Raw genomic sequence first — 26,260 nt, forward strand, 5'->3', positions numbered from 1 at the left:
GGGCAGCCATGGTTGACGACGCACAGGAACTTGAACTCTCCCCCGACGCCGAGGATGAAGGCGAGGCATATCGGCTGAACAAGAAGGCCGTGGCGTCCATTCTCTATGCGGTGGAAATCGATGACGCCGCCAAGCTGACAGAGCTGATGGAGCCGCTGCACGCGGCCGACATCGCCGACCTTCTGGAACAGATCAGCGCCTTTGAACGGACCAAGCTGATCCGGCTCTATGACCGCGAGTTCGATGGTGAGATTCTGTCGGAGCTCGACGAATCGATCCGCGAGGAAGTCGTTGCGATTCTGACGCCCGAGGTATTGTCGGACGCCGTGCGCGACATGGACAGCGATGATGTTGTCGATCTGATCGAAGACCTTGAGGATGCGCAGGCCGAGACCATTCTGGGGGCCCTGGAAGATGCGGACCGGGTCGCTGTCGAACAGGCGCTGACCTATCCCGAATATTCTGCTGGTCGTTTGATGCAGCGCGAAGTCGTGATGGCCCCCGAACACTGGACCGTGGGCGAGGCGATTGATCACCTGCGCGCCACGCCCGAGGAAGACCTGCCGGACCAGTTCTATCACATCGTCATGGTTGATCCGCGGTTGCACCCTGTGGGCAATGTCACTCTTGGCAAGCTGATGCGGTCCAAACGCGCCACCCCCATGCGCGACATTCTGGAGGATACGTTTCAGGTCATTCCCGCCCTGCGAGACGAGGGCGATGTCGCCTATGCGTTCAACCAGTATCACCTGATCTCTGCGCCCGTTGTCGATGACGAGGGGCGTTTGATCGGGGTGATCACCATTGATGACGCCATGTCGGTGCTGGACGAGGAACACGAAGAAGACATCCTGCGTCTGGCCGGTGTTGGCGAAGGGTCGCTGTCTGACCGTGTGATCGAGACGACCAAGCAGCGGTTGCCCTGGCTGGCGGTGAACCTGGTGACGGCCATCGCGGCCTCTATGGTGATTTCGCAGTTCGAGGCGGCGATCGCGCAGATCGTGGCGTTGGCGGTGTTGATGCCCATCGTGGCCTCTATGGGGGGGAATGCAGGTACGCAAAGCCTGACCGTGGCCGTGCGCGCCATCGCGACTCGGGATTTGACCGGATCGAACGTCTGGCGCGTGATCCGGCGTGAATGTCTTGTGGGGCTGGTGAATGGCCTGATTTTCGCGATCATCATGGGGATCGTCGGCATCCTGTGGTTCGGGTCACCCGCGCTTGGCTATGTGATCGCGACGGCGATGGTGATCAATATGGTCGTGGCGGGGCTTGCGGGGACGGGCATCCCGATCCTGCTGGAACGTTTTGGCGTGGATCCGGCCCTTGCCTCTGGTGCTTTTGTGACCACGGTGACGGATGTCGTGGGCTTCTTCGCCTTTCTGGGGCTGGCGGCGGCGGTCTTGCTGTGACGGATATGGCGGCGGTCAAGGCGGCAGCGCGCAAGGCGGCCTTTGCCCGTCGCAAGCCGCTGTTTGATGGTGCCAACGCCGCGCAAGCCGGCTATCTGAGCGAAGTGCTCGCGGGGTATCGCGGCGTCCCGCTGTCCGGTTTTTTACCCATACGCACAGAGATTGACCCGCGCCCCGCCATGGCCGAGGCGGCGGCCCACGGCCCCGTGGGCGTGCCGGTGATCATGGGCGCGGCGCAGCCTTTGCGGTTTTCGCGCTGGACCCCGGATACCCCGTTGGTGGACGGTGCCTTTGGCGCTCAGATCCCCGCTGTCGAGCATTTCTTTGACCCTGAAATCGTGATCGTCCCGCTGCTGGCGTTCAACCGCACTGGCGGGCGACTGGGGTATGGCGGCGGGTTTTATGACCGCACGCTGGAACAGCTGCGTGAGCGGCGGGCGACCTTGGCGATCGGTTTTGCCTTTGCGGGCCAAGAGGTTGACGATCTGCCGCTTGAACCCACCGACCAGCCGCTTGGTCTGATCGTGACAGAGACGGGCGTGATCGAGATCGCCTAGGCGCGCCCGCACCCCGCGCGCAAAAACCGCAGCTCCGCCCCTTGCCCTCGGGCGCTGCGCAGCCTAACGCTTGGGGCATGAAAATACTCTTCCTCGGCGATGTCATGGGCCGCGCGGGCCGCCGCGCAATCAACGAAAACCTTCCCCGTCTGCGGACGGAATGGAAGCTGGATTTTGTGGTGGTGAACGGTGAAAACGCCACCTCTGGCATGGGGCTGTCTGGCAGCCACGCCAAAACGCTGCTGGACGCAGGGGCCGATTGTCTGACCCTGGGCGACCACGCCTTTGACCAAAAAGACATGCTGAGCTTTATCGAGCAGGAGCCGCGTGTCATCCGGCCGCTGAATTTTTCGAAAAACGCACCGGGCAAGGGCGCGCGTCTGTTCACCGCCAAGAACGGGCGCAAGGTGCTGGTCACCCAGGCGCTTGGTCAGGTCTTCATGAAACGCCCCTTTGACGATCCGTTCTCGGCGCTTGAGCCTGTGCTCAAGACCCACCCTCTGGGCGGCATGGCATCGGCGGTGATTGTCGATATGCATTGCGAGGCGACGTCGGAAAAGATGGCGATGGGGCATTGGTGTGATGGCCGCGCCAGCCTTGTTGTGGGCACGCATACCCATGTGCCCACGTCTGACGCGATGATCCTGCCGGGCGGGACGGCCTATCTGACAGATGCAGGCATGAGCGGCGATTACCATTCGGTGATTGGCATGGAGAAAACAGAGCCATTGCGCCGCTTCATCACCGGCATGCCCAAAGACCGCTTCACCCCGGCCAACGAAGAAGCGACCCTATCCGGCGTCTATATCGAAACCGACGACCGCACCGGCAAGGCGACTCGTATCGTGCCCGTGCGTCAGGGCGGCAAGCTGCAGCAAAGCGCGCCCTGACCGCGTTGCGGCTGGCACGCTTTAGACCCGTATCCGGAATAGCGCATGGCAGGCGCATCTGACGCTTGCCCCAAGGCGACGCTTGCCGTGGACGTTGCAATCAACGACACTGCAGTTTGATTTTCATCTGCCCAAGGCCGGATATACCTGAATGGACTTTCTAAACCTGTCGGATAGCACCTCTGCCATCCTGGCATTGACCGTCGTTGTGATCATGTTCGTCATGTTCCTGCGCGAATCCCTCCCGACCGAGGTCGTGGCCCTGTCAGGGGCGGCCATCATGCTGGCGCTTGGCATCTTGCCCTATGACGATGCGCAGGCGGTGCTGCAGAACTCTGCCCCCTGGACCATTGCCGCGATGTTCATCGTGATGGGCGCGCTGGTGCGCACGGGCGCGCTGGATGTGCTGACGCGCATGGCCGAACGCTATGCCAAGACGCATCCGAAAACGGCGGTGGTGGGCGTGATCGTGGCCGTCATGGCGGCCTCGGCGGTGATGAACAACACGCCCGTGGTGGTGGTGATGATTCCGGTCGTGGTGCAGCTCAGCCAGACGCTTGGCACCAAAGCCTCCAAACTGCTGATCCCGCTGAGCTATGCGGCGATCATGGGCGGCTCCCTGACGCTGATCGGGACCTCGACCAACCTTCTGGTGGACGGTGTCGCACGGTCGCAAGGGCTGGAGCCGTTTGGCATTTTCGAAATCCTGCCCATCGGTCTGGTCGTCTGCGCCTGGGGCCTGATCTATATGGCCGTCTTCGCGCCCAAACTGCTGCCCGCGCGCGACAGTATGGCGAATATGCTGTCGGACCGCTCCAAGATGAAGTTCTTCACCGAAGCCGTGATCCCGCCCGACTCCAACCTGATCGGGCGCGAGGTGCTTGACGTGCAACTGTTCAAACGCGAAGGCGTGCGGCTGATCGACGTGGTGCGCGGCGATCAATCGTTGCGCCGCGATCTGGCCAGTGTCGAACTGCGGGTCGGTGACCGTGTGGTTCTGCGGACCCAGATGACCGAGCTGCTCAGCCTTCAGGCGAATAAAGAGCTCAAGCGTGTCGATCAGGTGTCGGCGGTGGAAACCTCGACCGTAGAGGTGCTGATCACGCCGGGCTGCAAGATGGTAGGCCGCACGCTCGGGGCGCTGCGTCTGCGCCGGCGCTATGGGGTGTACCCTTTGGCGGTACACCGGCGGAACCAGAACATCGGTCGCCAGCTTGACGACCTCATCGTCAAGGTCGGTGACACGCTGCTGCTTGAAGGCGCGATGGAGGATATCCAGCGCCTTGCCTCGGATATGGATATGGTCGACGTCTCGCAGCCGTCCGCACGGGCCTTCCGGCGGGGGCATGCCCCGATCGCCATCGCGGCGCTGGTGGGAATCGTGGTCTTGGCCGCGCTGAACGTCGCGCCGATCCTGCTACTGGCCGTGCTGGCCGTGGCGTTGGTCCTGGTCACGGGCTGTATCGACGCGGAAGAGGCCTTCAGCTTTGTCGATGGCCGGCTGCTGGCACTGATCTTCTCGATGCTTGCGGTCGGGGCAGGGTTACAAAACTCCGGCGCGATCAGCCTGATCGTTGACAATATCGCACCCTTCCTCGGCACGCTGTCGCCTTTCTATGTGATCTTCGCGGTGTTCCTGCTGACGACAACCCTGACAGAGATCGTGTCGAACAACGCGGTGGCGGTGATCATGACACCGATTGCCATCAGCCTGGGGGCCGCACTTGGCATGGACCCGCGCCCCTTGGTCGTGGCGGTGATGATCGCGGCGTCTTGCGCCTTTGCAACCCCCATCGGCTACCAGACCAATACGCTGGTCTATGGGCCGGGCGGCTACCGTTTCACCGACTTCATGCGCATCGGCATTCCGCTCAACCTGTCGATGTCGCTGCTCGTCTCCATGATGATCCCGCTCTTCTGGTAGCACCGTTCCCGCGCTTCCAAATGGCAAAAATCCCGGGGGTCCGGGGGCTGGCCCCCGGCACCTCCAATGGTCGCGCGCCCTAAAGCGGCCAGAACACCAGAATAGCCGGAATGGACACCGCGACGACGATGATCTCAAGCGGCAGCCCCATACGCCAGTAATCGCCAAAGCTATAGCCCCCGGGACCAAGGATCAGCGTGTTGTTCTTATGCCCGATGGGCGTCAGGAATGCGCTCGATGCGGCGACGGCGACCGCCATCAGGAACGGGTCGGGCGAGACATCAAGGCTTGCCGCCATCTGGATGCCCACGGGGGCGGCGACGATGGTGGTGGCGGTATTGTTCAGCACATCCGACAGGGTCATGGTGACCAGCATCAGCACCGTCAGCACCACCCATGCGGGCAGCCCTTGGGTCAATCCGACAAGCGCGCCGGCAATCAGCTCCGTCCCGCCAGAGCTTTCGAGCGCCGCCCCCAACGGGATCATCGACCCCAGCAAGACGACGACCGGCCATTCGATATGGGTGTACAGCTCCGACAGCGGGACGATCCGTGCCAGCACATAAGCGATGACGACCAGCCCCAGGGCGACGGGCAGGTAGATCAACCCAAAGCTCGCCGCCGTGACCGCGCCGCCAAACAGGCCGATGGCCAGCCAGACCTTGTGGTTTTCGGTCACTGCCAACCCGCGGTCAGCAAGGGGCAGCACGCCCAGCCATTCGACCACATGGGACGCGGTATCGCGGGGCACGAGCAGCAGCAGAATATCACCCACCTGCAGCTCGGTCTTGCGCAGTTGCGAGGTGATGCGTTTGCCGCGCCGCGATACCCCCAGCAGCACGGAGCGCTGCCGCCACGACAGGCCGACCGCCTGAGCCGACCGGCCGTTCAGTCGGGAATCGCTGGTGACCACGACCTCGATGATCTCGACCCCTTCGCCATCGGCGCGCAGGCGGTCTTCGCGGTCGGCGTCGGCGACATGCAGGTCTAGCGTGCTGCGAAATTCGTCCAGCGCGTCGGGTGTTGCCTCAAGCACCAGCGCGTCGCCTGCGCGCAGGGGCAGGTTGCGGGATTGGCCGTAGCGGCGCTTGCCGTCTCGGATCACCCCCAGCATGGCGACATCGGTCTTCTCGGCTGCGTCCTGAAGCTCTGCCAGACGTTTACCGATCTGGGCATTGCCTTCGGGGATCGTCAGCTCTGCCAGATAGGGGGACAGGTCTTCGGGGCCCAGCACGTTGTTTTCGCGCTGCGGGATAAAACGCCAGCCGATCAGCGCGACAAAGGCCAGCCCCGCCGCCGCCGCTATCCCGCCCACAGGGGCGAAATCGAACATGCGAAACGGTGCGCCAAGGGATTCCTGTCGGATCGAGGCGATGATGATATTGGGCGGCGTCCCGATCAGCGTCGCCATGCCGCCAAGGATCGTGGCAAAGCTCAGCGGCATCAGGCTCAACCCCGGGGATCGACCGGCCTTGCGGGCGGTCTGGATGTCGACCGGCATCAGCAGCGCAAGGGCTGCGACGTTGTTCATGAAGGCTGACAGCACCCCGCCGATGACCCCCATCAGCGTGATATGCCCGCCAAGGCTGCGCGAGGCATCGACCAGCGTGCGGGTGATCAGCAACACCGCGCCAGACCGCGTCAGCCCCGCCGATACGATCAGCACTAGCGCGACCACCAGCGTCGCAGGGTGACCAAAGCCGGCAAAGGCGTCCTTGCTGTCGACCACCCCCAGCACCACGGCAACCATCAGCGCAGCAAAGGCGACAAGGTCATAGCGGAACCGCCCCCACAAGAGCATGCCGAACACGGCGGCAAACAGGGTGAACAGGATGATTTGATCGGCGGTCATGAGCGTACCTTGCGTGAACTGCGACCAAAGCCCTAGCAGCCGCCCGCGCGCCTGTCTGCCCCAAACCCAGCCATAGCGCGCGCGTGCGCGGTGGCTTGTTCAGGCGCGTGGGCTGCCGTATAGAGAGCCAACCGAGAATTTTAGCATGTGAGGTCACTATGGCAGGTCACTCAAAATGGGCAAATATCCAGCACCGTAAGGGCCGTCAGGACAAACTGCGCGCCAAGGTGTTTTCCAAGCTCTCCAAAGAAATCACCATCGCGGCGAAGATGGGCGAACCCGATCCGGACAAGAACCCGCGTCTGCGTCTGGCGGTAAAAGAGGCCAAGGGCCAGTCCATGCCCAAGGACAACATCGAACGCGCGATCAAGAAAGCCGTCGGCGGCGAGGGCGAGGATTACGAAGAAATCCGCTATGAAGGCTACGGCCCCAATGGTGTTGCCGTCATCGTCGAGGCGATGACCGACAACCGCAACCGCACCGCATCGACCGTGCGGTCCACCTTCACCAAGAACGGTGGCAATCTGGGCGAGACAGGCAGCGTCGGCTTCATGTTCGACCGTAAGGGCGAAATCACCTATCCCGCCAGCGTTGGCGATGCCGACACCGTCATGATGGCAGCCATCGAAGCCGGTGCGGAAGACGTCGAAAGCTCGGATGACGGACATGTCATCTGGTGCATGGATACCGACCTGAACGATGTCAGCACCGCGCTTGAGGCCGAGTTGGGCGAATCCGACAGCACCAAGCTGGTCTGGCGTCCGACCACCACGACCGAAATGGATCTGGAAGGGATGGAAAAGCTGATGAAGCTGATCGACGCCCTGGAAGACGACGACGACGTGCAGCGGGTCACCGCGAACTTCGAAGCCTCTGACGAGGTGATGGAGCAGCTGTAGCATTTACGCCCCGCCAGCGACCCATGTCGCGGCGGGGCTTTGCTTTGGCGGGGGGCGGTTGCGTCACACGCCCGCGAGACACAAAAAAACCGCCCCTGGCTTAGCTGCGGGGCGGTTTTTTTGTGTCAGCGTTTGGGGCCGAATTTATCCCAAAAGGCGCGCCATGCGAAAAAGACCACCCCAGGCCGGTTTGGTCGTGGTGTCGCGCACGCGCTGCTGCGAGATAGAGGCGAGGACGCGTTTGACCTCGTTGAGGTGCCCCAAGGCCTTTGATCCGCCTGCGCTTGCCTGAACGCTCAGGATCTTGGACTGTGTGTGCAGGGCTGCTTCGATAAGCGCCAATTCATCTTGGCTGATTTCCAGCTTCTGTTTGTCGTCGAACATGACATTATTCCTTGGTTGTATGCGGGTCAGATAGGCGCTGTATCTGTGGTTCGCTAGTAGTAACGGGCCCAATCACGCAAATGTTTCGCGGCCGCAACAATAAAGTTGGGGTTGCAGGGGATGAAAATTTATTTTTGGGTGGGGTCCGGCGGTGCATCTTGCCCGAGACCGGCCCAGATTCCCGACGGAGCTTTTGACATATGACCGCCTTCTTACCCGGCTTTGCCTTGGGCCTGACCTTGATTCTGGCTATCGGGGCGCAGAACGCCTTTGTCTTGCGCCAAGGCTTGCGGTTGCAGCATGTCTTTTGGGTCTGCCTGACCTGCGCCTTGTCGGATGCGGTGCTGATCGCCGCAGGGGTGGCGGGGTTCGGTGCGCTGGCCACGGCGGTGCCGTGGTTCGAAACACTGATGCGCTACGGCGGGGCGGCGTTCCTGATCTGGTACGGTTTCCAGAACGCGCGATCGGCTTGGCAGGGCGGCCATGCGCTGGCCGCTGACGGGGCCGCGCAAACCAGCCTGCGCCGCACGATCCTGACCCTGCTCGCGCTGACCTGGCTGAACCCGCATGTCTATCTTGATACCGTCGTGCTGCTGGGGTCCATCGCCGCGCAATATGAAAGCCGCCTTGCCTTCGGGGCAGGTGCGGTCACGGCGAGCTTTGTTTTCTTTTTCAGCCTGGGCTATGGCGCGCGCCTGTTGGGGCCGTTTTTCAGCAAGCCGCGCAGCTGGCAAATTCTGGATGGTGTGATTGCGCTGACCATGTGGGCAATTGCTTTGAAACTTCTGCTGATGTGACCTTGCCCTTGGGGAAGGGTTGGGGAATGTTGCGCCCATGACAACTGCACATCCCCAACGCCCCGTCACCGGTATCTTCTGGATGGTCGTGACCGGCCTGTGTTTCATTTGCGTGACCGCCTTGGTCAAACATATGGGCCCGCGCCTGCCGTCCTCCGAAGCTGCTTTTATCCGTTATGGCTTTGGCTTGGTGTTCCTGCTGCCCGCGATTGGCGCGCTGCGCGAGGCGAAGCTGTCGCGCCGCCAATGGGCGCTGTTTTCGGTACGCGGCGGGCTACATGGGGTGGGCGTTATCCTGTGGTTCTACGCCATGACCCGTATCTCTATCGCCGAGGTGACGGCGATGAACTATCTTGCGCCGATCTATGTCACCATCGGGGCCGCGCTGTTTCTGGGCGAGAGCTTGGCCCTGCGCCGGATCATTGCGGTCGTTCTGGGGCTGGTCGGGGCCGCGATCATCCTGCGACCCGGGTTTCGAGAGCTGACCGGCGGGCATTTCGCGATGCTGATCGCGGCGGTGGTGTTTGGCGGGGCCTATTTGCTGGCCAAGGTGCTTGCGGACGAGGTCCGCCCGTCGGTCGTCGTCGCGATGATGTCGCTGTTCGTGACGCTGTTTCTGGCCCCCTTCGCGCTTGCCAACTGGATCACCCCTACGTGGGAAGAGATCGGAATCCTCGCCGCTGTCGCGTGTTTTGCAACCGCAGGCCACTATACCATGACGCTGGCTTTTGCCGCGGCACCGCTGACGGTGACCCAGCCGGTGACCTTCCTGCAACTGGTCTGGGCCACGGCGCTAGGTGCTGTCGTTTTTGCTGAACCCATTGATATCTGGGTCGTTCTTGGCGGGGCGGTAATCCTTGGGTCGGTGACGTTTATCACATGGCGCGAGGCGATGCTGAAACGCCAGATCACCCCCGCCACGCCGGCGACGAAATTCTAGCAACGCCGCCGGCTGGAAAATGACTAAACCCTGAGTTGATCCGCTCTCAGGTTTTTATTGACTTGTCAGTCAATGAACGTAGGTTTGATGGCCAGACGCTATCAAACCACTAAGGATTCTTTATGCCCAAAGTCGGAATGGAGCCTATTCGCCGCGACGCCTTGGTCAAAGCGACGATTGCCGAAATCGGTGCTGCCCAGTCACTGGATGTGACGGTCGGCCAGATCGCGCGCCGCGCGGGGATGTCCTCGGCGCTGGCGCATCACTATTTTGGCGGCAAGGACCAGATCTTTCTTGCGGCCATGCGCTATATCCTGACGGAATACAGCGCCGAGGTCCGCCGCGAGCTGCGTCTGAACAAATCCCCGCTGGGACGGGCCGAGGCGATTATCCGCGCGAGCTTTGACGAAAGCTATTTCGATCCGGCAACGGTCAGCGCCTGGATGACGCTCTATGCCTCCTCGCGGACCAATACCGAAACCTACCGTTTGCTGGTGGTGTATCAAAAGCGGCTGCGGTCGAACCTGACCTATGCGCTGCGCCCGATCTCGGATGATCCGGCAGGGGATGCCGATACGCTGGCGGCACTGATCGACGGGCTTTACCTGCGTGCCGCCTTGTCGGACGAGGGCAGCGCCCGCGCCGCCAGTGACCGCGCCTTGTCGGTGCTTCATATGCTTGTGGGGACCAAAGAATGACCCAGCCCAATATCCTGATCCTGATGGTCGACCAGTTAAACGGCACGCTGTTTCCCGACGGCCCCGCCGACTGGCTGCATGCCCCGAACCTCAAAAAGCTGGCGGCGCGGTCGACGCGGTTCAAGAACGCCTATACCGCCAGCCCGCTGTGCGCGCCGGGGCGGGCGGCGTTCATGTCGGGGCAACTTCCGTCGGCTACGGGCGTCTATGACAACGCGGCAGAGTTCGCGTCGAGCGTGCCAACATACGCCCACCATCTGCGGCGTGCGGGCTATCAGACCTGCCTGTCGGGAAAGATGCATTTCGTCGGCCCCGATCAGCTGCACGGGTTCGAGGAACGCCTGACCACCGATATCTACCCCGCCGATTTCGGCTGGACTCCGGACTACCGCAAGCCGGGGGAACGCATTGACTGGTGGTATCACAATATGGGGTCGGTGACCGGCGCAGGCGTGGCGGAAACCAGCAACCAGATGGAATATGACGACGCCGTGGCCTATGAGGCGACGCGCAAGATTTACGACCTGTCACGCGGTCTGGATCCGCGCCCGTGGTGTCTGACCGCCAGCTTTACACACCCCCATGACCCCTATGTCGCACGCAAGAAATACTGGGATCTGTACAACGATTGCGACCACTTGCTGCCCGAGGTGCCCGATCTGGGGTATGAAAATCAGGACAACCATTCGAAACGTATCTTTGACGCGAACGATTGGCGCAGTTTCGACATCACCGAACGCGACATCAAACGTTCACGTCAGGCTTACTTTGCCAACATCAGCTATCTTGACGACAAGATCGGTGAGATCCTTCAAACGCTAGAAGACACGCGCCAAGAGGCGATCATCATCTTCTGCTCGGATCACGGCGATATGCTGGGCGAGCGGGGGCTCTGGTTCAAGATGAGCTTTTTCGAAGGGTCGTCCCGCGTGCCGATGATGATCGCCGCCCCGCAGATGGCACCCGGTTTGCAGACCACGCCGGTAAGCAATATCGACGTGTGCCCGACCGTCTGTGATCTGGCAGGCGTGTCCATGGACGAGGTGATGGAATGGACCACGGGGCAATCGCTGGTGCCCATGGGGCAGGGGGTGGAACGCACCGAACCCGTTGCGATGGAATACGCGGCAGAGGCGTCTTATGCGCCGATGGTCTCACTGCGCTACGGCAAGTGGAAGTTCAACCGCTGCGCCCTTGATCCTGACCAACTGTTCGATCTGGAAACCGATCCGCACGAGCTGACCAACCTTGCCGAAGAACCTGCCCATCAGGGCACGCGGCTGACCCTGTCGGCCAAGGCCGACGCCCGCTGGGATCTGGCCGCCTTTGATGCCGATGTGCGCAAAAGCCAGGCCCGCCGCTGGGTCGTCTACGAGGCGCTGCGCAAGGGCGGGTACTATCCGTGGGATCACCAGCCGCTGCGCAATGCGTCAGAGCAATACATGCGTAACCACATGGATCTGAACGTGCTGGAAGAGAACAAACGTTTTCCGCGCGGCGAATAGAACGACTGCCCAAGGGGTGCGGGCAACCAAACCAATAATGCACCCCCAACACGGAGGGACACAATGTTAACGACCATCATTTCGTTCGGGGTCATACTGGCTTTGGGCTTAACTATTTTTTGTACGATCAAGTGGTGGAACCTGCCGCTGACCGGCGTGACGCCGGTGCCGCTGTTCACCTTTATCGCGATCCTCTTCACGTCGGGGCTGGATGTGGGGCTGATCATGTTCCCGCTGGCCTTCGACTTCCCGCTTTATGCGGATACTGCCACCGAGCCAGCCTATGGGTTCACCAACCCGCTGGCGCTTGAATTCGGGTTCTGGGGCTTTCTGATCTGGACGTTCTACTTCCTGACGACCTTCTATTTCTGCGCCATCGAGCCGCGGGTGAAGTTCTTCGAGATCCCCGCGATCAAACTGCTGAACAACATTGTGATCATCACCACCTGCGCCTTCACCGGTGCGTTGTTCCTGATCTATATGCCCTATTACATCGCCGAGGTCGGCGACGGAGAGACGATCCTGCCGGTCTTCTACCTGATCTGCTTCCTCGTGATCCTGATTGCGGCTTTCAGCTCCACCGATCTGAAGTTCGTGCGTGTGCTGTCGGTCAGCTCGACCCTGCTGTTTCTGGCGTTGATCGCCTACATGTGGCTGAACGCCGGCATGGGATTGGGCGAATTTGCCTCTAGTGCCAGCAACCTTGGCGGCTATTTCGCGAATATCCACAAGTTCATCATCCCGCTGACGGATTACCACGAATTCTACCTGTTCTGGTGGTTCGCCTGGTCGATCATGATCGGGCAGTTCGTCAGCCGCTTTGTTGGCGGGCTGAAGACATGGCAACTGCTGGCGTCCTTGCTGGTATTCCCGTCGATCCCCTTGGGCTTGTGGTTCTCGGTGCTGTATTACTACCACCTGAACGGCATCGGCACCGCGGGCTTCCCGAATTGGGCCATGACCATCGTGGGCATCGTGTTCGTGATCAACTCGTTCGACAGTCTGATCCGGCTCTACACCGATAACCTCAACTTCACGACCGAACGCTTTGGCACGGTGTCTTACGTGCTGGCCAACGCCATCGGCCTGTTTGTGCTGACGCTGCTGTTCCAAAGCCAATGGCTACAGATCCAGTGGGTCGGGACCATCGTGATCGGCATCTACCTGCTGGCGCTTGGCTATATGTTCTTTGTCAAACGCCGTCACCTGCACGGGCTGGATGGCAACGCCAATATCCCGGCCGAATAACCCTTAATCCTAAGCGGCCCCGCCATACGGGCGGGGCCCAACCGAAAAGAGAGACCTATGCAAACGCAACCCATCGCCAGCCATTTCATCAACGGCGAATATGTCGAAGATACCAACGGCACCCCGATCAAGGTGATCTATCCGGCCACGGGCAAGGTCATCGCGACCGTCTATGCCGCCACGCCGGAGATCGTCGAGAAAGCCATCACCGCCGCGCGGGACGCGCAGGCTGCTTGGGCCGCGATGACCGGCACCGAACGGGGCCGTATCCTGCGCCGCGCCGCCGACATCATGCGCGAACGCAACCACGATCTGTCGATCCTCGAGACGTATGACACCGGCAAACCCTATCAGGAAACCTCGGTTGCGGATGCGACCAGCGGTGCCGATGCGCTGGAATATTTCGGCGGTCTGGCGGCCTCGTTGACGGGGGAGCATATCCAGCTGGGCGAAGACTGGGTCTATACCCGCCGCGAACCGCTGGGTGTATGTGTCGGCATCGGCGCATGGAACTATCCGACGCAGATCGCCTGCTGGAAAGGCGCACCGGCGCTGGCCTGCGGGAACTCGATCATCTTCAAACCGTCCGAGACGACGCCGCTTTGCGCGCTGAAAGTCGCGGAAATTCTGGTAGAGGCAGGACTGCCCGCCGGTCTTTATAACGTTGTGCAGGGCATGGGCGAAGTGGGGGCGTCCCTTGTGACCGACCCGCGCGTCGACAAGGTCTCGCTCACCGGTTCTGTGCCCACGGGTCGCAAGGTCTATGCCGCGGCCGCCGAAGGCATCAAGCATGTCACGATGGAACTGGGCGGCAAGTCCCCCATGATCGTGTTCGAGGACGCCGATATCGAGAACGCCATCAGCGGCGCGATCTTGGGCAATTTCTACAGCTCTGGTCAGATCTGTTCGAACGGTACCCGCGTCTTCGTGCACCGCGACATCAAAGAGGCGTTCCTCAAGCGCTTGGCCGAGCGTCTGGACACTGCCGTGATCGGCGACCCGATGGACCCTGACACCAGCTTTGGCCCGATGGTGTCAAAACGTCAGATGGAGATCGCGCTTGGCTATGTCGAAAAGGGCAAGGCCGAAGGCGCGCGTCTGGTCTATGGCGGGGCAGCAATCGACCGCGATGGCTTCTATATGCAGCCCACCGTCTTTGCCGATGTGACCGACGACATGTCCATCGCCCGCGAAGAGATTTTCGGGCCGGTCATGTCGGTGCTGGATTTCGAGACCGAGGCAGAGGTGATGGCCCGCGCCAATGCGACCGAATTCGGTCTGGCCGCCGGTGTGTTCACCAAAGACCTGTCCCGCGCGCACCGCGTCGCGGCGGGGTTTGAGGCGGGCACCTGCTATATCAACACCTATAACGACGCCCCGGTCGAAGCCCCCTTTGGCGGCATGAAAAATTCGGGCGTGGGGCGCGAGAACTCCAAGGCGGCGATTGATCACTATAGCCAGTTGAAAACCGTCTATGTGCGCATGGGCGATATGGAAGCGCCTTTCTAGGGCGCTGATCCAACGCTGCGCTGACGCGCATGCGATAGATGGGCGCGCATCCGGCCCAAGCTTTCCTTCGGCAACAAAGGGGGCTTGGGCAGGGCGTGCCGGAATATGCTGAGAGGTGCTTGAGGGATCGGTCTGATCCTCAAGTCACCTCGACAATGTTGGGATGCGAGTCTTGCGCGCGTCAAGGACAAGCCGCGCCGGGGGCGCGGGGCCTGCGGCCTCCTTGACCCGCGAAAGACTCACGGAAGGAAGGCGATAGGATGGAAGCTGAATTTATTATCGTAGGGGCGGGCAGCGCGGGCTGCGCGATGGCGTACCGCCTGGCCACGGCAGGGCGCAAGGTGATGGTGATCGAACATGGTGGCAGCGATGCCGGGCCGTTCATCCAGATGCCGGCGGCGCTGTCCTATCCGATGAACATGAAAACCTATGACTGGGGGTTCCAGTCCGAACCCGAACCGCATCTGAACAACCGTCGTCTGGCGACCCCGCGTGGCAAGGTGATCGGCGGATCGTCGTCGATCAACGGGATGGTCTATGTGCGCGGGCACGCGATGGACTATGACCACTGGGAAGAGCAGGGGGCCGACGGCTGGGGCTATGCCGATGTGCTGCCCTATTTCAAACGCATGGAAAGCTGGCATGACGGCGGCCACGGGGGCGACCCCGACTGGCGCGGCACTGACGGCCCGCTGCATGTCAGCCGTGGCCCCCGTGAAAACCCCTTGTTCGAAGCCTTTGTCGAGGCGGGCAAGCAAGCGGGCTATGAGGCGACCGACGATTATAACGGCGAGAAACAGGAAGGCTTCGGCCCGATGGAGCAGACGGTCTGGAAGGGCCGTCGCTGGTCCGCGGCCAACGCCTATCTGCGGCCCGCGCAAAAGACCGGCAACGTCGAACTGGTCCGCGCCTTGGCGCAGCGGATCGTGATCGAAGATGGTCGCGCTGTCGGGGTCGAGGTGCTGCGCGGTGGCAAGACCGAGGTGCTGCGCGCCAGCGGCGAGGTGATCGTCGCGGCGTCCTCCATCAACTCGCCCAAGCTGCTGATGCTGTCGGGCATCGGCCCTGCGGCCCATCTGGCAGAGCATGGTATCGACGTGGTCGCCGACCGCCCCGGTGTTGGCCAGAACCTGCAAGACCACCTTGAACTGTATATCCAGATGGCCGCCAGCCAGCCAATCACGCTGTACAAGCACTGGAACATCTTTTCCAAGGCCGCAATCGGCGCGCAGTGGTTGTTCACGAAAACCGGCATGGGCGCGTCGAACCAATTTGAAAGCGCGGCCTTCATCCGGTCGAAGGCGGGGATCAAATACCCCGATATCCAGTATCACTTCCTGCCGATCGCCGTGCGCTATGACGGGCAGGCCGCCGCCGAAGGCCACGGGTTTCAGGCGCATGTGGGGCCGATGCGGTCGACCTCGCGCGGGTCTGTCACGCTGGCCTCGGGCAATCCGGCCGACGCGCCGAAGATCTTTTTCAACTACATGTCGCAAGACAAGGATTGGGAGGAGTTCCGCACCTGTATTCGCCTCACCCGAGAGATCTTTGCGCAGGACGCCTTCAAGCCCTTCGTCAAACACGAGATCCAGCCGGGGGCCGATGTGCAAAGCGACGATGAACTTGATGCCTTCATCCGCGAACATGCCGAAAGCGCCTATCACCCCTGTGGTACCTGCCGCATGGGCCGCGCCGATGACCCGCAGGCGGTGGTTGATCCGCAGGGCCGTGTGATCGGGGTAGAGGGGCTGCGCGTCGCCGACAGCTCGATCTTCCCGCGGATCACCAATGGCAACCTGAACGCCCCGTCCATCATGGTGGGCGAGAAAATCTCGGACCATGTGCTGGGGCTTGATCCATTGGCCGCGTCAAATGACGCGCCCTGGATTCATCCCGACTGGGAAACCGCGCAGCGCTAAGGGGCTGCCCCCCGTTTTTGGTCGAGAGGCCACAAGTGTTAACTAAAGTTAACCTTGGTTAATATCTCTGGTTGATTGGGGCGTGGAAACGCCCCAATCAACGGGATATGAAAGCCATCCTTCATTCATGTTTCGCCGCGGCGCTGGTCGCCGTTTTCACGCAACCCGCTGCGGCGGTCGAACCGCGCCTGACGGGCGAGATCCGGGTGATCGACGGCGATACGATCGCATTGGGTGAGACGCGGATCCGGCTTTTCGGCATTGATGCGGTCGAAGGTGATCAGCCTTGCCGTGCCACGGATGGGCGCGTGTTGAACTGCGGCGCTTGGGTGACGGCGCAGGTGCGCGCCACCTATGACGGTCAGCGGGCCGACTGCCAGCGGGTGGATACCGACCGCTATGGCCGGATTGTCGCGCGCTGTGCCGCCTTGGGGCAGGATATGGGGCAAGCTTTGGTCGCGGCGGGGCTGGCCTTTTCCTACGCGCGCTACAGCCGCGCCTATGTCGCGCGTGAAGCGGCGGCCAAGCGGGCGGGACGCGGGGTGCATGCCTATGAAACGCAGCGCCCCGATGCCTATCGCAAAGCCTCAAAAGCAGCGCCAAAGCCCGTTGCGTCATCGGGGCCGGGCGGCTGTGTGATCAAGGGGAATGTCAGCAGCAAGGGCACGCGGATCTTTCACATGCCCGGACAGCGCGACTATGACCGGACCGTGATCCGCACCGACAAGGGCGAACGCTGGTTCTGCACCGCGGCGCAGGCGCGTGCCGCCGGGTGGCGGGCGGCCAAGCGGTAAGCGGTCAATCCACCTGATAGGGCAGCACGTCGCGCAGGTTCGGGTCCACCACCAGTTGGCGTTCCAGCGGCGGCACAGACCGCTGGTGGCAATGTTTACGTTCGCAAATACGGCAAGATATGCCGATGGGTTCAAACGCCGAGGCGCGGGTGGTGTCCATCCCGTCTGCATAGACCAGCGCGGGCGCATGGCGCACCTCGCACCCCAGTGAAATCGCATAGCGCCGCACCGGCGCGCCAAACCGCCCCGCCGGCTTCGAGATGTCCCGCGCCAACGAGATATAGCGTACCCCGTCCGGCGTTTCGGCCAGCTGGCGCAGGAAGCGGCCCGGCGTTTCAAAGGCGCTGTGCACATTCCACAGGGGGCAGGCTCCGCCGAACCGCGCGAATTGCAGACGGGTGGCCGAATGGCGTTTTGTGATCGTGCCCGCCTGATCCACACGGACAAAGAAGAACGGAATCCCCTTTGACCCGGGGCGTTGCAGCGTCGACAGCCGATGCGCGACCTGTTCGATCGATGCCCCGAAATCAGAGGCCAGCACCTCGAGGTCGTGGCGGCAGCTTTGGGCGCGCTCCAGAAACCGGGCGTAGGGCATCAGCGCGGCCCCGGCAAAGTAGTTCGCCAGCCCCATCTTCGCGATGTCACGGGCCGCAGGGCTGTTGAAACGCGCGAAATCCAAGGTTGCCTCAAGCAGGTCGTTCTGGCGCACAAGGGCGACCTGCAGCAGCATCTGGAACGTCTGTGTGGCCTGCGAGGCGCGGGCCGAGACATGCAACACGCCGCTGGCCGGATCATAGCGGCGCAGGGCATCTGTCTCGTCGAAGGCGACGGTGATGCCTGCGCCGGACAGCGCCTCTAGCGTGGTGTCGCGCAGGCTTTGGCCAGTGCCGGTGTCGCGGGCGAAATACTCGGCAGCGCGGTCCACGGCATCCAGATAATTGTCGCAATAATGGAAGAAGTCGCGCACCTCTTCCCACGGGCTGGGGGAGGGGCGGGCATCTTCGCGGCCCAAGGCTTCGTCCAGATAGGCCAGCCGTTCCTGGGTCTGGCGGTGGCTTTGGTGCAGCTTGATGAACGCCCGCGCCAACCCCGGCGCGTTGGAGGCCGCAAGCTGCACATCGGCCAGCGGCAGCACATCTCCCTCGAACACCGGATCGGACAGGACTTCGCGCATGTCGCTGACAAGCCGTTCGCTGTCCCCGCTCGACAGTTCGGTGACGTCCATCCCGAATTCAGACGCCAGTGCCAAGACGACCGTGGTGCTGACGGGTCGGTTATTGTTCTCCATCTGGTTCAAGTACGGGAGGGATACGCCAAGCCGCGCGGCGAATTCTTTCTGGGTATGAGCCAGATTGGTGCGCAGCTCGCGCAGTTTTGCGCCAGCGTATAGCTTTTGGATCGCCATCGGGGTGGGGCCTTTGCAAAGTTACCGGTTCTGCAAACCGTATCTTTGCAAACTAACGGCGGCAAGGCCCGTCAGGCGATGCCAAGCGCTCGTTCACGGCGGATCACGACCAAGATCGACGCGACGCCCGCCACGGCGGTGGCCAGCATGATCCAGAGCAGCGGATAGGCTCCGGTCTCCTCGCTCAGCAGGGCACCGGCCAAAATGCTCAGCCCCGCACCACCGCCAATCATGATCGCGCCGCCAAGCCCGGACGCCGTGCCCGCCAGATGCGGGCGCACCGACAACAGGCCCGCGGTGGCGTTGGGGATGCACAGCCCGTTGCCAAGGCCCACCAGCGTCATCATCCCGAAGAACGACAGCGGCGATCCATAGCCCAGCAGGAAGATCATCATCGACACCGACCCGCCAATCGCATTGGCCAGACAGCCCCAAAGCACCAGCGTGTTGACGCCGACCACGGTCGCTTTGCGGGCGGTGATAAAGTTGCCAAGGAAATAGCCCACGGCGGGCGCGCCGAAATAGATGCCAAGCTCGGCCGGTTCCATGCCGAAAACGACGCTGCCCACGAAGGGCGCGCCGCCAAGGTAGGCGAAGAACGCACCCGAGCAGCAGGCCGCCGCCATCGAGTACCCCCAGAACCGCGGAGAGCCGAGCAGCTCGGGGTATTCGGCGAATTGCTGGGTCAGCGTGCGCCCTGACGCGACGTGGGTCTCGCCAAGGTCGAACCATGTGATCGCCAGTACCAGCGCCCCGATCCAGAACATCGCCCAGAAGGTCGCCTGCCAGCCGAAGGATTGTTCCAGCAACCCGCCCACAGCGGGGGAGATCATGGGCACCAGCGCCATGCCCATCGTGACATAGCCGATCATCGAGGCGGCTTTATCTTGGGCGAACATATCGCGCACCACGGCGCGGCTCAGCACCATCGAAACGGCGACGATGGCCTGCACGCAGCGGAACGCAAGGAACACAGCCGTCGTGGGGGCGTAGATACAGCCCACCGTCGCGACCATATATATCGCCAGCCCCCATAGCAGCACATTGCGGCGGCCCAGATTGTCCGAAATCGGGCCGATCAGCACCTGCAATACCGCGCTGCACAGCAGATAAAGCGGGACGGAAAGCTGCATCACAGAGTAATCGGCGTCGAAATACTCAGCCATTGCGGGAAGGCTAGGCAGGAACATATTCATCGCCAGCGCCCCGATCCCCGACAGAAGGATCAGCGTGGAAATATGCGGGGGGGATGTTTTGTCCAGAAAACGGATGGGGTTATCCTTGATCATTGCATATCAGTATGCCTGCGGTTGCATCTTGTCTATCCAGAACCATACGGTAACCGAACGATTTGCAAGTTTTCAATTAGCAAAGATGTGGGTGTATAGTTTTTGCAAATTTGCAAAAATGCTCTTTGGTTCGCGCGGAGGCGGCGTTACGGTGGCGGAAATCTTATAGAGGTGCGTGATGAAAGATATTCTGGAACAGCTTGAAACCCGCCGCGACGACGCCCGACTGGGCGGAGGGCAAAAGCGCATTGATGCGCAGCACGCCCGTGGCAAGCTGACCGCCCGCGAGCGGATCGACCTATTGCTTGATGATGGGTCGTTTGAAGAATTCGACATGTTCGTCACCCACCGCTGCACCGACTTCGGGATGGAGCAGCAAAAACCCGCAGGTGACGGCGTTGTCACCGGTTGGGGCACGATCAACGGCCGTCTGGTCTATGTCTTCAGTCAGGATTTCACGGTCTTTGGCGGATCGCTGTCCCAGACCCACGCGCAAAAGATCTGCAAGATTCAGGATATGGCGATCCAGAACGGTGCGCCTGTCATCGGGATCAACGATTCCGGCGGCGCGCGTATTCAGGAGGGCGTCGACAGCCTCGCGGGTTATGCCGAGGTGTTCCAACGCAATATCGAAGCCTCCGGTGTGATCCCGCAGATCAGCGTGATCATGGGGCCATGTGCGGGCGGGGCAGTCTATTCCCCTGCGATGACTGACTTTATCTTCATGGTTAAAGACACGTCCTATATGTTCGTGACAGGCCCTGACGTGGTCAAAACCGTGACCAACGAACAGGTCACCGCAGAAGAACTGGGCGGCGCGACGACGCACACGCGCAAATCCTCAGTCGCGGATGGCGCGTTTGAAAATGACGTCGAAGCACTGGCCGAGGTGCGTCGTCTGGTCGATTTCCTGCCCGCCAACAACCGCGACATGCCGCCTGTGCGCCCGTTCTTTGACGAACCCGACCGGATCGAGGCGTCGCTTGATACATTGGTACCCAGCAACGCCAACACGCCCTACGACATGAAAGAGCTGATCCACAAGCTTGCGGATGAAGGCGACTTTTACGAAATTCAGGAAGACTTCGCCAAGAACATCCTGACGGGCTTTATCCGTATCGAAGGGCGCACTGTGGGTGTGGTCGCGAACCAGCCGATGGTACTGGCGGGCTGCCTTGATATCGACAGCTCGCGCAAGGCGGCGCGGTTTGTGCGCTTCTGCGATGCGTTCGAAATTCCGATCCTGACGCTGGTGGACGTGCCCGGCTTTCTCCCCGGTACGGGGCAGGAATATGGCGGCGTGATCAAACACGGTGCCAAGCTGCTGTTCGCCTATGGCGAAGCGACGGTGCCGATGGTGACGGTCATTACCCGCAAAGCCTATGGCGGCGCGTATGACGTGATGGCGTCCAAGCACCTGCGGTCCGACTTCAACTACGCGTGGCCCACAGCCGAGATTGCCGTGATGGGGGCCAAGGGCGCGACAGAGATCATCCACCGTGCCGATCTGAACGACCCCGAAAAGATCGCACGCCATACCGCCGATTACGAAGAGCGTTTCGCGAACCCCTTTGTCGCGGCAGAGCGTGGCTTTATCGACGAGGTGATCCAGCCGCGGACCACGCGCAAGCGGATTGCCCGCGCCTTTGCCTCGTTGCGCAACAAGAAAGCCGCGATGCCGTGGAAAAAGCATAACAACATCCCGCTGTAACGTCGTTTAATCCATATCCCTCGCGGTGCCTTTGCAGACACCCCGAGGGGCAGGAGACCGCTTTGGTTACCGATCACCCCTCTCTTTCCGCGTCTTTGGCTTACGGTCTGCATCCGGCGGGTGCGGCATTGAAGTGGCTTGCGGTTGGCGCAGCTTTCGCCACGGCCTCTGCCGCGGCGCAGCCGGTCGAGGTGCCGTCGGGCGAAAGCATCGAATTGCAAGAGGTGCTGATAGACGAGGTGGGGGTGCAGACATGGCTGCGCTTCCGTTTTGTAGCCCCTTATATCGCGCGCGATACGGGCGCTGTGGACTTTGCGCAGGTTGGGGCCGATATGACCTATCTGTGCGACGCGCTGGCCATTCCCTACATGGCGCAACATGCGCTGGACGGAGAGGTCATCGTGATCTCTTTGGCTGATCGCGTCACGGAATTCGGGGTGTCCGACCCCGATGCCACACAGTTTTTCGAGGCATTTCGCCTGAGCAACGACACCTGTATCTGGGAGGGCCTTTGATGCACCCACAACATCTTGCGAGCGCTGCGGCACCAGCGCGCCGAACTGCGGCTTTGGCGTCACATCTGGCCGCATTGGAAAGCACACCGTATGCAACGCCAATGAACTGCGATAATGTCGCGGCGGGGAATACCGACGTATTTCTTACTTTAACATCGGGGTCTGATTGGCATGAGGCAGTGCCGGGCCCTTTAAACAGTGACAGGAGACTTAGATGTCCAAGAGCATCACAATGCTGGCCGCATTCGGCCTTATCGCAGCCGTTGCGGCATGCGCACCCAAGCAGCAAGAAGAATATGTCGTGGTCGCACCCGAGCCCATCTCGGTTGAGCCCGTGTACACAGGCAAGTACAAGTAATGCTTGTCGGGGACAGGCCTTTGCGCCTGTCTCCAACCCCTCTGCGCCATGTAACGCAGGGGTAGCACCGCGCATCGCCCTCGCAGTCTGGGGGGTATCATGCTGAAACATCGCGGTTTTCCGGGGCGTATGCCCGGATCAGACTATCAATTCGTTATCCGTCGCGCCAACCCGCGTGGGGTCACCCTGCTGACCCGTCGCGAACGCCGTTCCGACCGCAAGGCGGCGGACCGTCGTGTTGACACGGCCTTTATGCGCGCGCTGTGGGAAGCCTTTGGCGACCAGCCGTTCGAAAGGGGCAATCTGGACGCGGGCCGTTTGTCTTGGCTCTTTGGTCGCGAGGTCGTCGCGGTAGATGACCCCTTTGATCCAGCCGACTATGATGCGATGCTGGTCATCAACGAAGCCCTTGCCCGGGCGTCTTTCCCCGACGCGTTCGAGGATTGATCATGCGCGTCGCCCCCTTCCTTTCGGCTGGTTTTTGCCACATGCGCGGCATGTTGGGCGGTAATTTGCCCGTCGGGCCAGGGGCGCGCGCCGTTATTCAAACCGCGGTGGAACCTTCTGCGAAACCATGCGTTTATCAGTATCACATCGCGAATAACGCACGATCAATAAAAGGTTTAATCCCATGTCCATCAAAACAATTCTTCTCGCCGTTACTGCGTCCGCTGGCCTCGCTGCATGCGGTGACACACTGGGCGAACAAGCGCTCGGCGGTGGTGTCGTGGGTGCCGGTGCAGCAGCCGTCACAGGCGGTAGCCTCGCGCAAGGCGCGGCCATCGGTGCCGGCGCAAACGTACTGGCGTGCCAAACCGGCGCAGTGCGCTGCCAATAATCTGACATCTACCGCGGCCTCGGGTCGCGGTAGCTGCAGTGCCAAAGATTTTGCCCCGCTCAGCCGCGTGCTGATGCGGGGTTTTTCCGTTCACTCAAGACCAAAAGGGACAGTCGATGTTCAATAAGATCCTGATCGCCAACCGCGGCGAGATTGCCTGCCGCGTTATCAAGACCGCCAAGAAGATGGGCATCGAAACCGTCGCCGTCTATTCCGACGCTGATGCGCAGGCGTTGCACGTCCAGATGGCCGATGAGGCGATCCACATCGGCCCGCCTGCCGCGAACCAGTCGTATATCGTGATCGACAAGATCATGGACGCGATCAAGCAGTCGGGCGCGCAGGCCGTACACCCGGGCTATGGCTTCCTGTCCGAGAACGCGAAATTTGCCGAGGCGCTCGAGGCCGCTGGCGTCGCCTTTGTCGGCCCCCCTAAGGGCGCGATCGAGAAGATGGGCGACAAGATCACCTCCAAGAAAATCGCGCAGGAAGCCGGTGTTTCCACGGTCCCCGGCTACATGGGGCTGATCGAAGACGCGGATGAGGCTGTGAAGATCTCGAACGAAATCGGCTATCCGGTGATGCTGAAAGCCTCTGCCGGTGGGGGCGGCAAGGGGATGCGTATTGCGTGGAACGACGAAGAGGCCCGCGAGGGGTTCCAGTCGTCCAAGAACGAGGCGGCCAATAGCTTTGGCGATGATCGTATCTTTATTGAGAAATTCGTCACCCAGCCGCGCCACATCGAAATTCAGGTGCTTTGCGACGCCCACGGCAACGGTATCTATCTGGGCGAACGCGAATGTTCGATCCAGCGCCGCAACCAGAAGGTCGTGGAAGAGGCCCCGTCGCCTTTCCTTGACGAAGCCACCCGCAAAGCCATGGGCGAGCAATCCGTCGCCTTGGCGCAGGCCGTTGGCTATACCTCTGCCGGTACGGTCGAATTCATCGTGGACGGCGACAAGAACTTCTACTTCCTTGAAATGAACACCCGTCTTCAGGTGGAACACCCCGTGACCGAGCTGATCACCGGTGTCGATCTGGTCGAACAGATGATCCGCGTGGCCAATGGCGAAAAGCTGACCATCACCCAAGATGACGTGAAACTCACCGGTTGGGCGATCGAAAACCGGCTTTATGCCGAAGATCCTTACCGCGGCTTCCTGCCCTCCATCGGGCGTCTGACGCGCTACCGCCCTCCGATGGAGATCGCGGCGGGCCCCTTGCTGACCAACGACAAATGGCAGGGCGATGCGCCCGCGGGTGACACGGCTGTGCGCAACGATACCGGCGTCTACGAGGGCGGCGAAATCTCAATGTATTACGACCCGATGATCGCCAAGCTGTGTACATGGGCACCGACCCGCGCCGAGGCGATTGAACGCATGCGCGTGGCGCTGGATAGCTTCGAGGTCGAAGGCATCGGGCACAACCTGCCGTTCCTCTCTGCCGTGATGGATCATCCGATCTTTGTCGAAGGCAACATGACCACCGCCTTTATCGCCGAACAATACCCCGACGGCTTTGACGGGGTAGAGCTGCCCGAGGCAGAACTGCGCCGGATCGCGGCGGCCACTGCAGCCATGCACCGCGTCGGAGAGATCCGCCGGACTCGCGTTTCGGGCCGCATGGACAACCACGAACGCAAGGTCGGCACCGCCTGGAACGTCGCGCTGCAAGGCCAGTCGTTCGATGTGGAAATTCAGGCCGACCCAAAGGGCGCGACGGTGACCTTCGACGACGGCACTGCGCTGCGCGTCGCGGGCGACTGGACACCGGGCGACCAATTGGCCGAGATGACCATCGATGACGCACCGCTGGTGTTCAAGGTCGGCAAAATCTCTGGCGGGTTCCGCGTGCGGGCCCGTGGCGCGGATATGAAAGTGCATGTGCGCAACCCGCGTCAGGCCGAACTGGCCCGTCTAATGCCCGAGAAACTGCCGCCCGACACATCGAAAATGCTGCTGTGCCCGATGCCGGGTCTGGTGGTGAAAATCGATGTAGAGGTCGGCGACGAGGTGCAGGAAGGCCAGAACCTCTGCACCATCGAGGCGATGAAGATGGAAAACATCCTGCGCGCCGAGAAGAAGGGCAAAGTGTCCAAGGTCAATGCCGCAGCGGGGGATAGCCTCGCTGTGGATGATGTCATCATCGAGTTCGAATAAGCGCCATGCCAGCCGTTGCCATCATGGGATACAACACGGCGCTGCGGGGGATCCCTTCGCAGCACCGGCCCATATTGCAGCGGCTGCTGGCTGTTCAGTCGAAGATTTTACCTGACTTTTCCTTGGCGTCGCGAATTTCGCGTTGCCGGATGGTCATTTTGTCGATGCTGCGGGTGATCTCGCGCACATCCCAGGGGCGGGGCTTGCGCAGCTTGATCCCGCCGTCTTTGCCCACCAGCACCAACATGAACCCGCGCGGCCGCATCCGCAGCCGCAACGGGCTGCGCGCGCCCGGATCGGTATCGGTCAGGACGATCACGTCACGCTCGATCAGGTCTTCGGGCTGCTCGCGCAAAAGCTCCATCTGGGATTGGAACGCGGGGTCATCCTCGCTGTCCGCAAAGACCAGAACCGGTCTTTTTTTCCAATGGAATTCACTCAAATCTTCCATATCTGCGGGCAGGAACAACGTGGGAACCTCGGGGTCCGTGGCCGTTTGCGCCCCCGCCGAGACCGCAAACAATCCTGCAAAAACAAGGGCTATCACTGGTTTCATTTTGTCTCCTGTCCGTACAGATATAAGCTTGCGCGACGCAATTGCGATGCACAACCGGACATCTGCGCATATTAAGTACTCTGCAACAGGTTTGCGGG

Annotated in this window: 24 protein-coding genes; 19 read left to right on the top strand and 5 right to left on the bottom strand. The window is 61.4% G+C overall.

Annotation, left to right across the window (positions count from 1 at the left end; genetic code table 11):
- The first annotated feature begins 8 nt into the window (after window positions 1-8).
- From mgtE to ACTRWK_RS09250, 4 genes are all read left to right on the top strand, one after another.
- The gene (gene mgtE, locus ACTRWK_RS09235) at window positions 9-1,412 is read left to right on the top strand and encodes a magnesium transporter (RefSeq protein ID WP_005852296.1); all 1,404 of its coding nucleotides are present in this window, start codon (window positions 9-11) and stop codon (window positions 1,410-1,412) included.
- Window positions 1,409-1,969 (top strand): 5-formyltetrahydrofolate cyclo-ligase, encoded by a 561-nt coding sequence (locus tag ACTRWK_RS09240; RefSeq protein ID WP_289081894.1) that lies wholly within the window; start codon window positions 1,409-1,411, stop codon window positions 1,967-1,969. The genes mgtE and ACTRWK_RS09240 overlap by 4 nt, the downstream gene beginning before the upstream one ends.
- A gap of 77 nt (window positions 1,970-2,046) precedes the next feature.
- Complete coding sequence (locus ACTRWK_RS09245; RefSeq protein ID WP_289081893.1) at window positions 2,047-2,859, top strand: TIGR00282 family metallophosphoesterase; 813 nt, start codon at window positions 2,047-2,049, stop codon at window positions 2,857-2,859.
- Between the two features lie 151 nt (window positions 2,860-3,010).
- Complete coding sequence (locus ACTRWK_RS09250) at window positions 3,011-4,783, top strand: SLC13 family permease (protein WP_243251596.1); 1,773 nt, start codon at window positions 3,011-3,013, stop codon at window positions 4,781-4,783.
- 79 nt (window positions 4,784-4,862) lie between these two features.
- On the opposite strand, the gene ACTRWK_RS09255 is transcribed toward ACTRWK_RS09250, so the two are convergent.
- The gene (locus ACTRWK_RS09255; RefSeq protein WP_289081892.1) at window positions 4,863-6,635 is read right to left on the bottom strand and encodes an SLC13 family permease; all 1,773 of its coding nucleotides are present in this window, start codon (window positions 6,633-6,635) and stop codon (window positions 4,863-4,865) included.
- A gap of 158 nt (window positions 6,636-6,793) precedes the next feature.
- Between ACTRWK_RS09255 and ACTRWK_RS09260 the strand changes: the two genes are divergently transcribed.
- Complete coding sequence (locus ACTRWK_RS09260) at window positions 6,794-7,534, top strand: YebC/PmpR family DNA-binding transcriptional regulator (RefSeq protein ID WP_005852303.1); 741 nt, start codon at window positions 6,794-6,796, stop codon at window positions 7,532-7,534.
- 144 nt (window positions 7,535-7,678) lie between these two features.
- On the opposite strand, the gene ACTRWK_RS09265 is transcribed toward ACTRWK_RS09260, so the two are convergent.
- Window positions 7,679-7,918 (bottom strand): hypothetical protein, encoded by a 240-nt coding sequence (locus ACTRWK_RS09265; protein ID WP_009826495.1) that lies wholly within the window; start codon window positions 7,916-7,918, stop codon window positions 7,679-7,681.
- Between the two features lie 200 nt (window positions 7,919-8,118).
- On the opposite strand from ACTRWK_RS09265, the gene ACTRWK_RS09270 reads away from it, so the two are divergent.
- The 8 genes from ACTRWK_RS09270 to ACTRWK_RS09305 all read left to right on the top strand — a co-directional run bounded on the left by ACTRWK_RS09270 (window position 8,119) and on the right by ACTRWK_RS09305 (window position 17,328).
- Window positions 8,119-8,715 carry a LysE/ArgO family amino acid transporter gene (locus tag ACTRWK_RS09270; protein ID WP_286759443.1) on the top strand — a complete coding sequence of 199 codons (597 nt, stop codon included), beginning with the start codon at window positions 8,119-8,121 and terminating at the stop codon, window positions 8,713-8,715.
- A gap of 37 nt (window positions 8,716-8,752) precedes the next feature.
- Window positions 8,753-9,655 carry a DMT family transporter gene (locus tag ACTRWK_RS09275; protein ID WP_005852306.1) on the top strand — a complete coding sequence of 301 codons (903 nt, stop codon included), beginning with the start codon at window positions 8,753-8,755 and terminating at the stop codon, window positions 9,653-9,655.
- Between the two features lie 122 nt (window positions 9,656-9,777).
- The gene (gene betI / locus ACTRWK_RS09280; RefSeq protein ID WP_074635535.1) at window positions 9,778-10,353 is read left to right on the top strand and encodes a choline-binding transcriptional repressor BetI; all 576 of its coding nucleotides are present in this window, start codon (window positions 9,778-9,780) and stop codon (window positions 10,351-10,353) included.
- Window positions 10,350-11,858 (top strand): choline-sulfatase, encoded by a 1,509-nt coding sequence (betC, locus tag ACTRWK_RS09285; protein WP_184582626.1) that lies wholly within the window; start codon window positions 10,350-10,352, stop codon window positions 11,856-11,858. The genes betI and betC overlap by 4 nt, the downstream gene beginning before the upstream one ends.
- Window positions 11,859-11,921: 63 nt before the next feature.
- A complete protein-coding gene (locus tag ACTRWK_RS09290; RefSeq protein WP_005852309.1) occupies window positions 11,922-13,106 on the top strand; it encodes a choline transporter in 1,185 nt (394 codons plus the stop codon).
- A gap of 57 nt (window positions 13,107-13,163) precedes the next feature.
- The gene (gene betB / locus ACTRWK_RS09295; RefSeq protein WP_289081889.1) at window positions 13,164-14,615 is read left to right on the top strand and encodes a betaine-aldehyde dehydrogenase; all 1,452 of its coding nucleotides are present in this window, start codon (window positions 13,164-13,166) and stop codon (window positions 14,613-14,615) included.
- Between the two features lie 260 nt (window positions 14,616-14,875).
- Window positions 14,876-16,534 (top strand): choline dehydrogenase, encoded by a 1,659-nt coding sequence (betA, locus tag ACTRWK_RS09300; protein WP_462843887.1) that lies wholly within the window; start codon window positions 14,876-14,878, stop codon window positions 16,532-16,534.
- A 107-nt stretch (window positions 16,535-16,641) separates the two neighbouring features.
- Window positions 16,642-17,328, top strand: a complete 687-nt coding sequence (locus ACTRWK_RS09305; protein ID WP_462843888.1) for a thermonuclease family protein — start codon at window positions 16,642-16,644, stop codon at window positions 17,326-17,328.
- Window positions 17,329-17,332: 4 nt separating this feature from the next.
- Here ACTRWK_RS09305 and ACTRWK_RS09310 read toward each other — a convergent pair whose 3' ends face one another.
- Window positions 17,333-18,733 carry a helix-turn-helix domain-containing protein gene (locus tag ACTRWK_RS09310; protein ID WP_289081886.1) on the bottom strand — a complete coding sequence of 467 codons (1,401 nt, stop codon included), beginning with the start codon at window positions 18,731-18,733 and terminating at the stop codon, window positions 17,333-17,335.
- Window positions 18,734-18,804: 71 nt separating this feature from the next.
- Window positions 18,805-20,022, bottom strand: coding sequence for a multidrug effflux MFS transporter (locus ACTRWK_RS09315; protein WP_304950661.1), 1,218 nt, complete (start codon window positions 20,020-20,022; stop codon window positions 18,805-18,807).
- Between the two features lie 178 nt (window positions 20,023-20,200).
- On the opposite strand from ACTRWK_RS09315, the gene ACTRWK_RS09320 reads away from it, so the two are divergent.
- From ACTRWK_RS09320 to ACTRWK_RS09345, 6 genes are all read left to right on the top strand, one after another.
- The gene (locus ACTRWK_RS09320; RefSeq protein WP_037943769.1) at window positions 20,201-21,733 is read left to right on the top strand and encodes an acyl-CoA carboxylase subunit beta; all 1,533 of its coding nucleotides are present in this window, start codon (window positions 20,201-20,203) and stop codon (window positions 21,731-21,733) included.
- Window positions 21,734-21,795: 62 nt separating this feature from the next.
- The gene (locus tag ACTRWK_RS09325; RefSeq protein ID WP_286759449.1) at window positions 21,796-22,248 is read left to right on the top strand and encodes a DUF6497 family protein; all 453 of its coding nucleotides are present in this window, start codon (window positions 21,796-21,798) and stop codon (window positions 22,246-22,248) included.
- Window positions 22,249-22,462: 214 nt separating this feature from the next.
- Complete coding sequence (locus ACTRWK_RS09330; RefSeq protein WP_005852323.1) at window positions 22,463-22,606, top strand: hypothetical protein; 144 nt, start codon at window positions 22,463-22,465, stop codon at window positions 22,604-22,606.
- A gap of 99 nt (window positions 22,607-22,705) precedes the next feature.
- Window positions 22,706-23,053, top strand: a complete 348-nt coding sequence (locus ACTRWK_RS09335) for a hypothetical protein (protein WP_462843889.1) — start codon at window positions 22,706-22,708, stop codon at window positions 23,051-23,053.
- Between the two features lie 184 nt (window positions 23,054-23,237).
- Window positions 23,238-23,444, top strand: coding sequence for a hypothetical protein (locus tag ACTRWK_RS09340; RefSeq protein ID WP_005852327.1), 207 nt, complete (start codon window positions 23,238-23,240; stop codon window positions 23,442-23,444).
- A gap of 116 nt (window positions 23,445-23,560) precedes the next feature.
- On the top strand, window positions 23,561-25,606 hold the full coding sequence (locus ACTRWK_RS09345; RefSeq protein ID WP_009826508.1) for an acetyl-CoA carboxylase biotin carboxylase subunit: 2,046 nt from the start codon (window positions 23,561-23,563) through the stop codon (window positions 25,604-25,606).
- 94 nt (window positions 25,607-25,700) lie between these two features.
- Here the strand turns inward: ACTRWK_RS09345 and ACTRWK_RS09350 are convergent, their stop codons facing one another.
- Entirely contained in the window at window positions 25,701-26,162 is a 462-nt protein-coding gene (locus ACTRWK_RS09350; RefSeq protein WP_243251609.1) for a DUF4174 domain-containing protein, read from the bottom strand.
- Window positions 26,163-26,260: the final 98 nt, after the last annotated feature.

Source organism: Sulfitobacter sp. G5_S2_6_S6, from assembly GCF_054968505.1.